The 14,716-nt window shown below is 43.9% G+C and carries 12 protein-coding genes and 1 tRNA gene; 11 read left to right on the top strand and 2 right to left on the bottom strand.

What is annotated here, in order from left to right:
• The first annotated feature begins 10 nt into the window (after positions 1-10).
• The 4 genes from AC3E9V_RS23525 (at position 11) to AC3E9V_RS23510 (ending at position 5,725) form a co-directional block, all read left to right on the top strand.
• The gene (locus AC3E9V_RS23525) at positions 11-394 is read left to right on the top strand and encodes an ArsR/SmtB family transcription factor (protein WP_488750619.1); all 384 of its coding nucleotides are present in this window, start codon (positions 11-13) and stop codon (positions 392-394) included.
• A complete protein-coding gene (locus AC3E9V_RS23520; protein WP_488750618.1) occupies positions 391-1,086 on the top strand; it encodes a YjjG family noncanonical pyrimidine nucleotidase in 696 nt (231 codons plus the stop codon). Before AC3E9V_RS23525 ends, AC3E9V_RS23520 begins: the two co-directional genes overlap by 4 nt.
• A gap of 220 nt (positions 1,087-1,306) precedes the next feature.
• Positions 1,307-2,938 (top strand): L-glutamate gamma-semialdehyde dehydrogenase, encoded by a 1,632-nt coding sequence (gene pruA / locus AC3E9V_RS23515; RefSeq protein ID WP_488750617.1) that lies wholly within the window; start codon positions 1,307-1,309, stop codon positions 2,936-2,938.
• Between the two features lie 192 nt (positions 2,939-3,130).
• Positions 3,131-5,725 (top strand): ligand-binding sensor domain-containing protein, encoded by a 2,595-nt coding sequence (locus AC3E9V_RS23510; RefSeq protein ID WP_488750616.1) that lies wholly within the window; start codon positions 3,131-3,133, stop codon positions 5,723-5,725.
• Between the two features lie 44 nt (positions 5,726-5,769).
• Here the strand turns inward: AC3E9V_RS23510 and AC3E9V_RS23505 are convergent, their stop codons facing one another.
• On the bottom strand, positions 5,770-7,551 hold the full coding sequence (locus AC3E9V_RS23505; protein WP_488750615.1) for a sodium:solute symporter family protein: 1,782 nt from the start codon (positions 7,549-7,551) through the stop codon (positions 5,770-5,772).
• A gap of 101 nt (positions 7,552-7,652) precedes the next feature.
• On the opposite strand from AC3E9V_RS23505, the gene AC3E9V_RS23500 reads away from it, so the two are divergent.
• The 7 genes from AC3E9V_RS23500 to AC3E9V_RS23470 all read left to right on the top strand — a co-directional run bounded on the left by AC3E9V_RS23500 (position 7,653) and on the right by AC3E9V_RS23470 (position 13,868).
• Positions 7,653-9,611, top strand: a complete 1,959-nt coding sequence (locus AC3E9V_RS23500) for a fructose-1,6-bisphosphatase (protein WP_488750614.1) — start codon at positions 7,653-7,655, stop codon at positions 9,609-9,611.
• Between the two features lie 80 nt (positions 9,612-9,691).
• Positions 9,692-10,708 carry an L-glyceraldehyde 3-phosphate reductase gene (gene mgrA, locus AC3E9V_RS23495; protein WP_488750613.1) on the top strand — a complete coding sequence of 339 codons (1,017 nt, stop codon included), beginning with the start codon at positions 9,692-9,694 and terminating at the stop codon, positions 10,706-10,708.
• A gap of 16 nt (positions 10,709-10,724) precedes the next feature.
• On the top strand, positions 10,725-11,072 hold the full coding sequence (locus AC3E9V_RS23490) for a Z-ring associated ZapG family protein (protein WP_488750612.1): 348 nt from the start codon (positions 10,725-10,727) through the stop codon (positions 11,070-11,072).
• Positions 11,073-11,307: 235 nt separating this feature from the next.
• Positions 11,308-12,144, top strand: coding sequence for an OmpA family protein (locus tag AC3E9V_RS23485; protein ID WP_488750611.1), 837 nt, complete (start codon positions 11,308-11,310; stop codon positions 12,142-12,144).
• Positions 12,145-12,255: 111 nt separating this feature from the next.
• Positions 12,256-12,534, top strand: coding sequence for a heavy-metal-associated domain-containing protein (locus tag AC3E9V_RS23480; protein WP_488750610.1), 279 nt, complete (start codon positions 12,256-12,258; stop codon positions 12,532-12,534).
• A 187-nt stretch (positions 12,535-12,721) separates the two neighbouring features.
• Complete coding sequence (locus AC3E9V_RS23475; protein WP_488750609.1) at positions 12,722-13,207, top strand: helix-turn-helix transcriptional regulator; 486 nt, start codon at positions 12,722-12,724, stop codon at positions 13,205-13,207.
• A 10-nt stretch (positions 13,208-13,217) separates the two neighbouring features.
• Positions 13,218-13,868: a nucleotidyl transferase AbiEii/AbiGii toxin family protein gene (locus AC3E9V_RS23470; RefSeq protein ID WP_488750608.1), complete on the top strand. Its 651-nt coding sequence runs from the start codon at positions 13,218-13,220 to the stop codon at positions 13,866-13,868.
• A gap of 481 nt (positions 13,869-14,349) precedes the next feature.
• On the opposite strand, the gene AC3E9V_RS23465 is transcribed toward AC3E9V_RS23470, so the two are convergent.
• Positions 14,350-14,423: transfer RNA gene (locus AC3E9V_RS23465), tRNA-Asn, on the bottom strand.
• Positions 14,424-14,716: the final 293 nt, after the last annotated feature.

Here is a 14,716-nt window from a genome sequence, read left to right as displayed (position 1 = left end):
TGCCTGGAATATGCGGTTAAAAAACTTTAGCCTGAGTTATGGGACACAGATATTTAAGTCCTTCGCTGATGAGTCACGCGTAAGGATCATTCACCTGCTATATAAGAATGAGGAGTTGTCCATTTCAGACCTGGAGTCCATTCTGGATTTTACTCAGACCAAGACCTCTCGTCACATCAGCTATTTGAAAAATTCAGGTCTGGTCAATGCCACGAAACGTGACCAGTGGATCATGTACAGCATAAAAGATGAGGTCTATGATATGGTTGCTCAGATATTTGAGTTTCTCAATAAGGACGTACAGCTTCAAAAGGACCAGGAAATATACCAGGTAATGAATTCTAATCGTGAGTTGGCTGTTAATAAGCTTGCAGCAAAAGGTTATCGTGGTTGAAAAAATTTAAGCACATATTCTTTGATCTGGATCACACCCTTTGGGACTATGATTACAACTCTAAAAAAGTCCTTCGGGACATTTATGAGCATTTTGGTCTGGGAGAGAAGACAGGTGTCCCGGTAGAGGAGTTTCTGGAAACTTATAATCAGGTCAATAGTGCCCTTTGGAACAGGTATAACGTAGGAGAGATCGACCGGAAACACATCCGAAATAAGCGATTTGACCAGGTGATTGAAAAGTGTGGAGGGATACTTAAAAATGGGTTGGGAGAGGAGCTGAGTGAATATTTTCTCTATCACTGTCCGCGCCAAACCAGGATCATGAAAGATGCCGATACCACGCTCAATTATCTCCGGAAGAGGTATGAAATGAGTATCGTGACCAATGGGTTTGATGATGCGCAGTTTATCAAACTAAAATGCAGCAGGCTGGATAAATATTTTTCTTACGTATTCACCTCCGAAAACACTGGCTATAAAAAACCTGCCCCGGAGATCTTTTACCATGCCCTGAAAAAGTTAGGCCTAAACAATGAGGAGGTGCTTATGGTTGGAGATAACCCGGGAACAGACATACTGGGTGCTCAAAATGCAGGAATTACCCCAATGCTGTATAACCCGTCAGGCAGAGTAAAATCAGATTGTGAGCTGCAGATCTCAGATCTGATTGAATTGATGAAAATTCTCTAGTGTCGCGCTAAACATAAATTGTCGGTATAGGTTTCCGAAGCTTCGGAACGCAGACAAACGCAGAAATGCATTGAGAATCAGCGTAGATCTGCAGGAAATAAAGCGTGTGTTACACTATGCCTGAGACATTATATCGTTAAGCTAACCAGGTGTGAACGGTATTCGTTTATTTTTGCACCAGTAAAATAAACCACATTATCCAAAAAACTTTTTATCCATTATGCCAAAAGGAAATTACTACATACCAGAACCATCAAATGAGCCTGTTTTCTCCTATGCTCCCGGCACAGCTGAGCGGGAGGAGCTATTAGCTACTATTAAGGAAGCTCGTGGTGAAGTGAAGGATATCCCAATGTATATCGGTGGGGAAGAGATCCGTACGGGTAATAAAATCAAGATCACTCCACCGCATGATCATCAGCACGTAATTGGGCATTTCCACGAAGGAGATGCCAGTCATGTAGAGCTGGCCGTGAAATCTGCAATGGGAGCTAAAGAGGCCTGGAGCAACATGTCATGGGAGCACCGGGCCAGTATATTTTTGAAAGCAGCCGAACTGCTATCCGGTCCTTATCGGGCCAAGATTAATGCTGCGACTATTTTGGGGCAGTCCAAAAATCCCTTTCAGGCAGAGATCGATTCGGCATGTGAATTCATTGATTTTCTCCGGTTTAATGCCTCTTTTATGCAGGAGATCTACATGGACCAGCCTGAGTCTGCGCCGGGCGTATGGAACCGGCTGGAGTATCGCCCGCTGGAAGGTTTTGTTTTTGCAATCACCCCGTTCAACTTTACATCGATAGCGGGTAACCTGCCGGTAGCTCCTGCCCTGATGGGAAATACCGCCATCTGGAAGCCGGCATACACCCAGGTCTATTCTGCCCAGGTGATCATGGAAGTTTTGCAGGAAGCTGGCCTGCCTGATGGCGTGATCAACCTGATCTTTGTAGACGGACCGGTAGCCGGAGATGTGATCTTCAACCATGAGGATTTTGGCGGGCTGCATTTTACCGGTAGTACTGCTGTTTTCAAACAGCTTTGGAAGACGATCGGACAAAACATAGATAAGTATAAATCCTATCCTCGTATCGTTGGAGAAACCGGTGGAAAGGATTTTGTGATTGCACATAAATCAGCAAACCCACAGGAAGTGGCAACAGCCCTTACCCGTGGCGCTTTTGAGTTTCAGGGGCAGAAATGTAGTGCAGTATCGCGTGCTTACATCCCATCCAATATTTGGGAGGATGTGAAGAAGGAGCTTTTTAAAGATCTGAAAGATATCAAGATGGGCAGTCCGGAAGACTTTTCCAATTTCTTTAATGCAGTGATCAACAAAAGGGCCTTTGATAAAATAGCCGGATACATCGACCAGGCTAAGAAAGATGAGATGGTAGAAGTCATTCATGGGGGCAACTATGATGATTCGGTAGGATACTTCATCGAACCTACGGTTTTACTGGCGACAGATCCGATGTACACTACCATGCAGGAGGAGATCTTTGGTCCGGTACTAACTATTTATGTTTACCAGGAAGAGCGATTTGAAGAAACACTGGAGCTGGTGGATCAGACTTCTCCGTATGCCTTAACAGGCGGCGTATTTTCTAAAGATCGATATGCCGTAGAGCTTGCCGCCCGTAAGCTCAGAAATGCAGCTGGTAATTTCTACATCAATGATAAGCCGACGGGAGCGGTTGTAGGACAGCAGCCATTTGGCGGGGCCAGAGGGTCCGGCACCAATGATAAAGCCGGAGCTTCTATGAACCTCCTGAGGTGGGTAAGTGCACGAACGATCAAGGAGACGTTCGTTCCACCGAAAAGTTATCGATATCCTTTCCTGGATAAGGAATAAAAAAATAATGATGGAATATTTCAACCCCATGTCAATCAGGCATGGGGTTTTTGCTTTTGGAAGACGATTGGCGCTGATTAATAGCTGCTTAGCAAAATAATAATTTACACCGGATGACATAATCCCCTGTAACTTAGTAACTTGTATTACCGTAGAGTAATTTTAGTTATCGCCTATTAAACCGTCTTTCACATGTGCCGATCATTATTGGCCCTTTGTATTGTTTGTTTATTTCTGACAGTGCAGGGGCAGACTGGAGATTTTCCTATTAAGGATCATTCCCCTACCGTTTCGGGAGTAGACCACAAAAGTTACGATATCGTATTTGATCAGCAGGGGCTGATGTATGTAGCCAATCGTTCCGGATTACTGCGATACGACGGATCCTTCTGGGAGTACATTGAGACTCCTGCTGCTGCATTTTCTTTAGCTGTGGGTGCTGAAAACCAAATTTTTGTTGGTTGCATGGGGAGTTTTGGATACCTGGAGCTTACAGGAGACGGACTTGCCTATAAGCCGGTCAGTCCGGACTCTTTAAGCAACGAATACTTTTTTTCTACTCAGGTCATTGGGGATAGTGTTTTGTTTTTGAGCCGACATCAGCTTTGGGTATACCATCCTGATAGCGAAAAAATGGCCAGTTATGGTTCGCCGGATAAGTTTGAAATGGTCTCAGTAACCACTGATGAAGATGCTTTTTACATCAATACAGAAATAGCTTCCTATATATGGGATGGCACAAATACCCGGGAATCAGGAAAGTGGATAGGTGAAGATTACCCGCCTCTCAAATTGAAATCTTCGCCTGATGGTAACAAGCATCTTGCTTTAGACCTGACCGGAAAGTTATTTTATAAGGAACACGGGAAACTGGTCCGTAATAGCTCGGCAGGGATCAAAGTCAATGATTTTCAGTGGATAAACGATACCCTTTACGTCACCAGTACCCGGGATGAAGGATGTATTATTCTGAATGCCATAGATCACAAGATAGTAGGTAAGGTAGATTATGAAGGAGGACTTCCTGATAACGAGATCATGGCACTGGAGGTGGACTGGGGCATGGGTGTCTGGATAGCTCATCAGTTTGGATTCAGCCGGGTGGACCCTGTTGCACCAGTGCATTGTTTGAGTAACCAGGAGGGGCTGGAGGGCAACCTGATTCAGTCAATTGTGTTTAAAGATGAGCTCATAGTTGCTACCAGCTCAGGGGCTTTCCGACTTAAGCAGGATAGTGTATTCTCTGTAAAGACTTCTACTGAGCGGGTTAAGGTAAGAACCCAGATGGCAAGTACCAGTGGGGCAGGACTATTGAAAAATGTCTTTGGGAAAAAGGATAACCAGCCAAAGATTACCTACGGCTATCGCCAGCGCGAAAATAAAGTGTTTGAGTATGCCCGCTGGAAATATGAACGTATTCCGGGGGTGATCACTAAATGCAATAAGCTGCTTGTAAAAGACAATGTTCTCCTCATAGGCACCAATTCGGGTCTTTTCGAATATGACGGGAGAGAGGCTGTAAAGATACTGGGAAGTCCTGCTAAAGATATTGTGGATATCCCTAAGTCCAATGAATTTATAATTATTGATAATGAACACGAAGTAGACCGGTATCTTAGAGAAAGCAACCAGTACAATCATTTAACCTTTGGTTATAATGAGTCCCTGGTCCTGTCTGTTTATGGTGACAGCAAAGGGTTGCTATGGTTAGTAAGTCCCGGCAAAATATTGTCTGTGGGGACGACTTATTACGGGGCATCTGTACTGGATGAGATCGATTTTCCCAATCACTACTTTGAGAATCCAACTGCCATAGAGCTGGGAGGTAAGCTCTACTTCATAACCAATGAAGGGTACTTTGCTTACAATTACCAAAAGAAGACCATTGAACTGGATTCGGTGCTTACTGGTAGACTTGGTACTCCTCATAACCACTTAAGTGACGATAACGGCACTTTTTGGATTTTTGATGGGAAAGTCTGGAATTATATCAATCAAAAAGGTGAAGTCACTACCTTCCCTTATCTGAGCTTGTTTCCGGACATCCGGTTTATCAACAGGGGGGAAGATGGGGCCATATACTTTATCAACGAGCAAAATCAGCTGTATAAATACTATCCCGAAGAAGATCGAAATGAGGTCTACCAAAGCAATATTTTCTACAAGCACCTTTTTACCCAGTCAGCATACTCGGGATACCGTAAGCAGGTCAGTCTGGACTATGATGAGAACTATCTGCGTGCGGAGATCGCACAGCCCGATTACCTGGGATTGCTCAAGGTAGAATTCCAACATAAAGTGGAAGGGATGGATGAAAACTGGACCGAATGGTCTCACAGCAATAAAATTGATCTGAACTTCATTCCTGATGGCAAATTTGAGTTGCATGTACGCTCAAGGGATGTTTTTGGTCGGGTTCAGGAAGGCGAGCCGATCACTTTGGTAATCAATCCTCCATATTGGCGGACACCCTGGTTTTATATGCTGGAGGTCATCATTTTTGCTTCTCTGGTGTTGATCTCGGCCCGTTTGAATCAGGCCAAAGCCTCCAACAGGTTCCTGACTGAAGGTTTGACGATACTGACCATTGTGATGATCATTGAGTTTTTGCAGTCTACTGCTCAGGGTTACTTTGAGATTGCCAGTTCGCCCATTTTTGATTTCCTTATTAATCTATCTATCGCACTGATCATTTTCCCTCTCGAAATCCTTCTCAAGAGGATCATTCGAAGTGGGAAGATCCCGGTTAAAGTGAAGAAAACAAAAGTAGCTGAATCTAAGGGTTAGTGAGTAAGATCCGGACCTGTCCTGATGATAGAAATGTTTTCTGATTAATTGATCTTATCCCAAAGCTTTCTGAGGATCAGGGTAGCGATAACTGATACTACTATGAGTATCGATCCTTTGATGAACTCACTGTAGATGAATAACCCGGTACCCATAAGAAATGAGTAGATGCCGATGGTTCCGGCTATCATACATAAAATGCCAACAGGAACCTTCCACGGACCTTCCGGCGCTTTGATTTCCAAACCACGTTGCTCAGCCTGATCAGTGACTTTTTTCCAGCCCGGACCCCCAGGATTTACCTTATTGATAAAACTGACCATTACCTCGAGACTGGTAGGTTTTGTGAGAAATGCCACCGCTATCCAGGCCAGAGTAGTAATGCCCACACCAATGACCAGCTCGACCCATGAGGTGATTGGCTGAAATCCAAGTACAGGATGCAATACACGGAAGTATATGGCAACAAAAAAGCTTATGATCATTGCGGCCAGTTCACTGGCGGCATTTACACGCCACCAAAACCACCGTAGTATAAAAATCAGGCCCGTACCTGCACCTATTTGCAAGAGGATCTGGAAGGCATCCAGCGCACTATCGAGTAATAAAGCAAAGATCATGGTCAGTATCATCAGGATAACTGTAATGATCCTGCCTACATTGAGCATTTCTTTTTGAGAGGCTTCTGGCTTAGCAAAACGTTTGTAAAAGTCATTGACGATGTAAGATGCTCCCCAATTCAGGTGAGTGGATATGGTAGACATGTAGGCTGCAATAAGGGATGTGACGACCAGGCCGAGCAGTCCTGTTGGGATAAATGTAAGCATGGCCGGATAGCCCAGGTCATGGTTGACGATGCTGGCCGCATCAGGAAATGCAGTCCTTAAACTGTCCAGATCGGGGAAAACCACCAAAGAACAAAGCGCCACTATGATCCAGGGCCAGGGTCTGATTGCATAGTGCGCGGCATTGAAGAAGAGAACCGCTTTGATGGAATGATCTTCATTTTTAGCCGCAAACATTCGCTGAGCAATATAACCCCCACCGCCCGGCTCTGCGCCGGGGTACCAAACACTCCACCACTGAACGAGAAGCGGCACCAGGAAGATCATGATAAATATTTCAGGAGTAGAAAAGGACGGAAAAAAATCCAGCTTATCTACCACGTTTGCATGCTGCAATAGATTGTCAAGTCCACCAATCTTGGGGTGATTCAGGGAAACGATTGCCGCAACGATTGCTCCTCCTATAGACAGGAAGAACTGCAAGAAATCAGTAATCAATACACCTTTGAGCCCTCCCAGCGAGCTATAGATAACTGTGATGGTGCCTGCAATGATGACTGTATGGACTGGTGACAGGCCTAGCAGCACTCCACCGATCTTTATGGCTGCCAAAGAAACAGTTGCCATGATCATTACATTAAAGATCAGCCCCAGATAGATGGCCCTGAATCCACGGAGGAACCGTGCAATTTTCCCACTGTACCGCAGCTCGTAAAACTCTACATCAGTTACTACACCAGATTTTTTCCACAGTCGGGCGTAAATAAACACGGTAAGCATGCCTGTGAGCAGAAACGCCCACCAGGCCCAGTTTCCTGAGACCCCATTTCTCCTGACAATATCCGTGACCAGGTTAGGGGTGTCTGTGGAAAAGGTAGTAGCCACCATGGAAACTCCCAGAAGCCACCAGGGCATTTTGCCACTGGCTGTGAAGTAATCATCAGCGTCTTTATTTCCGGAACGGGCGGCCCATATACCAATCCCCAGGGAGATGATGAAAAAGCCAATAACGAATGACCAGTCGAGTGCAGTAAGGACCATGTGACAAACTTTTAAAAAGCCTGAAGATATAAAATTTCTTCAACTGTCATCTACTCTTTTCACCAATTGCTATCTTTTCACCTGAAGATTGATTGTATCAAATGGAAGATCAACAGGTAAAATACCTCAAACTCCTTTCACGCACCTATCCTAATCGGGTGGAGGCGGCCAAAGAAATTGTTATGGTCAGCTCAGTGCTGAATCTGACCAAAGGCGCTGAGATCTTTTTGAGCGATGTGCATGGAGAGTATGAGGCCTTTCAGCACCTGATGCGCAATGGCTCAGGAGTGATCAAGCAGAAATTAAACGAGCTTTTTGGTAAGGAACTGAAGAAAAAGGAACTTGACCAGTTAGCAGCCATCATTTACTACCCCTCTGAGAAAATGGAGCTGATCAGAAAGCAAAATGGTGAGCTGAGAGCCTTCCATAAATCCACCCTCAAATATATGATCCTACTTACGAGGGATTTTGCCTCTATCTATTCTACCCGTAAGTTGAGGAAGCTGCTGCCTTCTGATTTTGCTGATATTATCCTGGAGCTCGTAAGTAACAGGGAGGTGGGCGAAGAAAATGATTACTATGATCAGTTGCTATCCAGTATCATTGACCTGGAGCAGGCGGATCTCCTGGTGTCTGAGTTGGCACATTTTATCCAGCGCCTGGCCATTCATAAAGTCCACATCATTGGGGATGTATATGACCGGGGCCCGGGGGCAGAACTTATTATGGATGAGCTGGTGAAGCATCATTCTGTGGATTTTCAATGGGGTAATCATGACATTGTCTGGATGGGTGCGGCCTGTGGCTCAGAAGCCTGTATGGCAAATGTGCTCCGGCTATCGCTACGTTATGGAAATACAGATACTTTGGAAAAAGGGTACGGCATTCACCTGATGCCTCTTGCCTCTTTTGCGCTGGAACACTATAAAGAAGATAAAAGCATCATTTTCAACCCAAAGGTATCTCCGGGGGAATTATTCAATGAAACCGAGCAATGGTTGAGTAGTTTGATGCACAAAGCGATATCCATCATTCAGTTTAAGCTGGAGGCTCAGCTGATACAACGGAGACCTGAGTTTAGAATGAATGATCGATTGCTGCTGGATCAGATTGACTTTGATAAAGGGGAAATTGAAATAGGCGAAAAATTTTATCCACTTAAGGATACTTATCTTCCAACTATTGATCCGGACAATCCTTATGAACTCAGTACTGGTGAGACTGAGTTAGTAGAGCGATTAAAAGTTTCCTTTTTAAAAAGCCGAAGACTTCAGCGCCACGCTCGATTGTTATTTGAAAAAGGGAGTATGTATCGTGTCACCAATAAAAACCTCCTGTATCACGGATGCATACCGCTTACTGAGAATGGAGACTTCAAAGATGTGAATCTTGGCAAGGGTTCTTTTAAAGGGCGAAATCTTATGGACTTTTTTGATCAGCAGATGACTATTGCCAGATCGGGCAGAGAAGGCTCAAAAGAGAAATCCTATGCAGTTGACCTCACCTGGTACCTGTGGGCGGGTCCACTTTCTCCACTTTTCGGAAAGGATAAAATGGCCACCTTTGAGCGCTATTTTTTGGATGATGAGGAGGTACAGGAAGAAAAAATGGATCATTACTATACCTTCCGTGATGATCCGGCTACCTGTGACCGGATCCTAAAGGAGTTTGGACTGGAGTCCGGTGAGGCCGTGATCCTCAATGGGCATGTTCCCGTCTCTGTGAAGCATGGAGAAAGTCCGGTGAAGGCAGATGGCAAACTGATCGTAATAGACGGAGGGTTTTCTAAAGCTTACCAGGATGAAACGGGTATTGCAGGCTATACGCTTATGCATAATGCCTTTGGCAGACAGTTGATCGCGCATGAACCTTTTGAGTCCAGGCAAAAAGCGATTACCGATGAGATTGACATTGCTTACAGCGAAACCATTCTTAATCAGGCAGACCGTAAACAGAAAGTAAGAGACCTGGATGACGGGGATGAATTGAGGGAGAAGATTAGTGACTTGAAATTGTTGATTGATGCCTATGCTCTGGGTTTGATCAAAGAGGAGTTTTAGTAGTATATCATGAATGCATTTATGCCATCATATGACTACAATTTGAAAAATATTCCTGTCGCTTCCTTACTTTAGCACTTATGGAAATCAATGATAAGTCAAATCATAAAGCATATCTCGCACGGGAAGATCGTTATCAGCAGATGCAGTATCGTCGCTGCGGCAATAGCGGTATTCAATTGCCTTTGCTATCCCTGGGGCTGTGGCATAACTTCGGGCATGCGGATGATCTGCTGAAAGCCCAGGAGATCTTACGTACTGCATTTGATCTGGGCATTGTCCATTTTGATCTTGCAAATAATTACGGTCCGCCCTATGGTTCCGCAGAAACCAATTTTGGACGGATCTTCAAAGAAGATTTTAAAAGCTATCGTGATGAGCTTTTTATTTCCTCCAAAGCTGGATATGACATGTGGCCGGGACCATATGGCAACCTGGGGTCGCGTAAGTATCTCGTCTCCAGCCTGGACCAGAGCCTGAAACGGATGAATCTGGATTATGTGGATCTGTTTTATCATCACAGACCAGATCCGGATACACCTTTGGAAGAGACTATGGGCGCCCTGGATTTTATCGTGCGATCAGGGAGAGCACTCTATGTGGGTATTTCCAACTATCCGGCTGACCTGGCTGATAAAGCGATTAAGATCCTCAAGGATCTGGGTACACCTTGTCTGATCCATCAGGCACGCTATTCCATGTTTGATCGCTGGGTAGAAAAGGGCCTGATGAAAACACTGGACCATCATGGTACGGGATGTATTGCTTTTAGTCCCCTGGAGCAGGGTATGCTGACCAATAAGTACATAAATGGCATCCCGGAGGACAGCAGAGCCGCAAAGAGTATGACCTACCTTGAGCGGGAGACCGTGGAGTCAAAACTTCCCACGATCAAAGGCCTGCATGAAATAGCACAGGAAAGAGGACAGTCACTGAGTCAGATGGCTATTGCCTGGTTGTTAAAGGACCCGAGACTAACTTCTGTTTTGATAGGAGTGAGCAGCACAAAGCAGCTCCAGGATAATGTGGAAGCTCTGGATAACATGCACTTTGATAAAGAGGAGCTGTCCAGGATCGAAAGTATATTGAAATCATAAACCTCAATTACAGGATATGGAATCAGCTGTCTACGCGCTTTTAGGAACTCTTGTTGGAGGCCTTATTTCGTTTGTTCTTCAGCATCAAAAGTTCCGGCAGGAAATGAAGTTGCGTAGAGAAGAGGATAAAACAGAATTTATGGCCGAACGAACTGCTCGTCATTTTTTAAGTCATAAATCGTTTACGGATCGCTCGTTCGAAATGCTCAAAAATAACCTGGGAGGATTTGAAGATGATGAACTTCGCAAGATCCTTGTTCGTGCCGGAGCGATCAGGACGTTTCGTAAAGACGGTTCCGAATGGTGGAGGCTGCTTTCCAGGATGGATGAGTTTATTGAGCGGAAAAGAGATGGGGATCGCTGATAGACTATACCGGCTGGTTCTTTTAATATTTTTTACCCTTGTGGTAATCGGATGTTGCAGGTCTCAGAATCTGATTCCAAATCCCGGGTTTGAAAAAGGTGATTGTCCCGAAGGTCACGCTACCCTAAATCAAAGAGCTCAAATCGAATCGTGGAGTTCCCCTGACCTGGGCACACCTGATTACTTTCACCGCTGCTCTAAGGAAAATGCTGGTGTTCCTGAAAATTGGTCCGGAATGAGCGAACCAAACTCAGGTGATGCTTACGCTGGGATTTATTTGAGCAAGAGCAGGTACCAGGAGCATCTTCAGACACAATTATTGCGATCTTTGGAGGTAGGTAAGATCTATTACGGAAGGATTCATGTTAAAGCATCATTTTACGCTGAGTATCTGCCAACTGAGATAGCATTACATTTCAGTGAAGAACCCTTAAGAATTGTTAGTGTAAGTGAATATGATCACAGGATGGTTTCTCTGAAAATCGACACCTCAGAAATTTGGCGTAATTGGAAGGTTCTGGAGTTTGAATATAAGCCAAAAGGTGATGATAAATACCTTGTGATAGGAGCCTTAACCACAACAGAAAAAAACCAGGTAAGGACGGATAGTCAGCTAGGCAAGTTTCCAAATGCCGATATGCAAGATGCTTCATACGTTTATCTGGATGATATTTATTTGGGCGTGAGACCTTATAGCTTTGATGAAAAAGAGTCAGAGGAAGTAAGAGAGTTCACTCTCTCAAATGTTGATTTTGAATTTAATAAATCAGAATTGAGGCCTGGTGCCTATGAAACACTAGATACAGTTGTACAGATTATGTACACGGAAAGGGTGATCGCGAAAGTGATAGGGAAAACAGACTCAATTGGTACGGATGAGTATAATTATCAATTAGGGTATGAGAGGGCAAATTCTGTTGCTAATTACCTTAGAGGTAAAGGAGTTTCTGATGAAGATTTACGTGTCAGCTCAGAGGGAGAGCTATTCCCGATAAGTTCAAATAAAACCGAAGCGGGTCGTCAGAGGAATCGCGTGGTAATCATACGATTGTTTAGCGAGAATAAGAGATGAGGTTTGACATTCCTGGCTCATACCAAAGATCATTTTCAAAGGTAACTTTTGTTACTATTTATTCACCTTACCATTCCTAGCTTAGCCTTTAAAATAAAATCAATAAACCTTATGTTGGCTAAAAAGGAAATTATCGTCGTGGAGAACCTAAAGTGTCACGGGTGCGCCAATACCATTACCACCAACCTGCTGAAAATGAATGGAGTGGAGGATGTGAAGGTCAATGTAGATGAAGGTGAAGTATCCATCTTCCATGACGGAAACTCACAACGTGAAGACTTCCTGAAAAAGCTCTCTTCATTGGGCTATCCCGAAGAAGGCACAGGTAATGGTTTTCAAAAAGCAAAATCTTACATCAGCTGTGCCGTAGGGAGGTTTGGAAATCCCTGAAATGTCAGAAGAATAGAATCAGATCAATACACCGCTTATATCGGGGTTGATAACGAATCCATTGGGGGCTAAAATAAATTTTTTTAATACACTGAACGAAAAGTGTCCTTCTGTAAGATAATTGTGGCCCGCGGTTTTCTAAATACGTTTACCTTAAAATATAAGCAAATTTGTTTATATTTGTGATGTGAATCATTACATAGAAAAATACAAAGGCATTCATCCGGGGCTTGTTCTAGAGCGTGAACTCAGGAAACGATCACTCAGACAGCGTCCCTTTGCCCTTTCTATTAATGAACATCCTCAGACACTAAATGCCATCACTAAAGGCAGGAGGAGCCTTAACACATCCCTGGCTCTGAAAATTGAAGAAAAATTAGGATTGGAAGAAGGTACACTGGCTATTCTGCAGACCTGTTATGACATTCAGATGGAAAGGCGGAAACGTCACTCAAAAACACCGGATTTTTCCATTCTAAGAAAGTCTTTGTTTTGGGATACAAACATTGATGATATTGATTGGGAAAAACAGTACAAAGCCGTCATAAGGAGGATTTTTGAGCGGGGAAATGAAATGGAGAAAAATGAAATACTTCGTTTTTATGGTGCAGGGAAAGTGAAATCTGCCACAAAGCCCACCAACAGAAAACCATATACGGTTTCTGCTGTATAATCAGGGAAGCATGCTGTATTACCAAACCGTCAATGACTTGCTTACCAATAGCTTACTTAAGCTTATGTCCGCTGAAGAATTCAATACTTTCAGGTTAGTTGGTGGCACGGCATTGAGTCTTCAAATAGGTCATCGAAAATCTGTTGACATAGATATGTTTAGCGATCTTAATTATGGGAATATCAACTTTGAAGTAATAGAAAAGTTTTTGGGAGCTAACTTTCCATATGTAGATCACCTTTCTAAAATGGCTCCCGCAATGGGAAAATCCTACTTCATTGGAAGTGATGCGGAGAAGGCTTTAAAGCTCGATATTTTCTATGCTGATCCGTTTATTCAACCAGCTCACATTGAAGACAACATCAGGATGGCGACCGTAGAGGAGATCACAGCTATGAAAATAGACGTTGTGCAAAGAGGGGGGCGTAAGAAAGATTTTTGGGATCTGCATGAACTTTTAGATATATACCATGTGGATCAAATGCTCCAATTGCATGAACAGCGATATCCTTACGGACATGATAGGGAACTAATCCTTCACAACTTTACGGACTTTTCTCAGGCTGATGAAGATTTCGATCCTGTTTGTTTAAAAGGAAAGTATTGGGAATTTGTGAAGGAAGACATTGCTGATGTCGTTCGGGAATTTATAGGGGGCTGATAAGGAAAGATCAGGATTAAAGAAGATGTGGCTTAAAAACCCAAATATAACTAACTGGAATATAGGGATCTATATCACTTTCAATGGGTTACCAGTTGTACTATTCAAGGGTTACCGAAAAGGTTACCACTTAATCTGGTAATAATGGTCAAATTTGGTAGGTGTTAGGAGAGAAAAATGCCGTTTGAGCATAAAAAAAAGCCACTCTTTGTGAGTGGCTGTATAGTAATTGCTCCCCTTCTTGGATGCTGACGCTACGGTCAGCACCAAGACCAAAGCGTCTTGGCTCGAACCCTAATGAATATGCTTGCGTTGTTTTAAAACAAAAAAACCTGGCCACTTTAAGCAGCCAGGTTTTCGTAATTGCTCCCCTTCTTGGAACTCGATCGGAGTGGCGTCCCACCCAAGGACCTGGGTCATTGGTTCAGCAGGTCAAAACAAAAAAACCTGACCACTTTAAGCAGCCAGGTTTTCGTAGTTGCTCCCCTTCTTGGACTCGAACCAAGGACCTACTGATTAACAGTCAGCCGCTCTAACCAGCTGAGCTAAAGGGGAATTTGTTTATTATTTCGGTTTATCTGTGAGAAGGCCTTCTGCCTTCCTTTTCCCCGTCAGCCGCTCTAGCCTACGCGGCCCGACCTACGCGGTTCGACCAACTGAGCTAAAGGGGAATATTTCTTTATTTCGGATTTTCTTGCGAGAAGACCTTCCGCCTTCCTTTTCCTGAATTTCCAGTGCTATCCTCCGAAAAGGATTGCAAACTTAAATGGCTGATCCATATTCTGCAATACCTTCTGCTTAATTTTTTTTCAATGACGCAACCGCACCGCTCAAACTACAGAATCAGG

Source organism: Marinoscillum sp. HNIBRBA16962 (genome assembly GCF_057801515.1).
The sequence above is the reverse complement of the archived record's forward strand: the minus strand, read 5'-3'. Positions and strand labels throughout refer to the sequence as shown.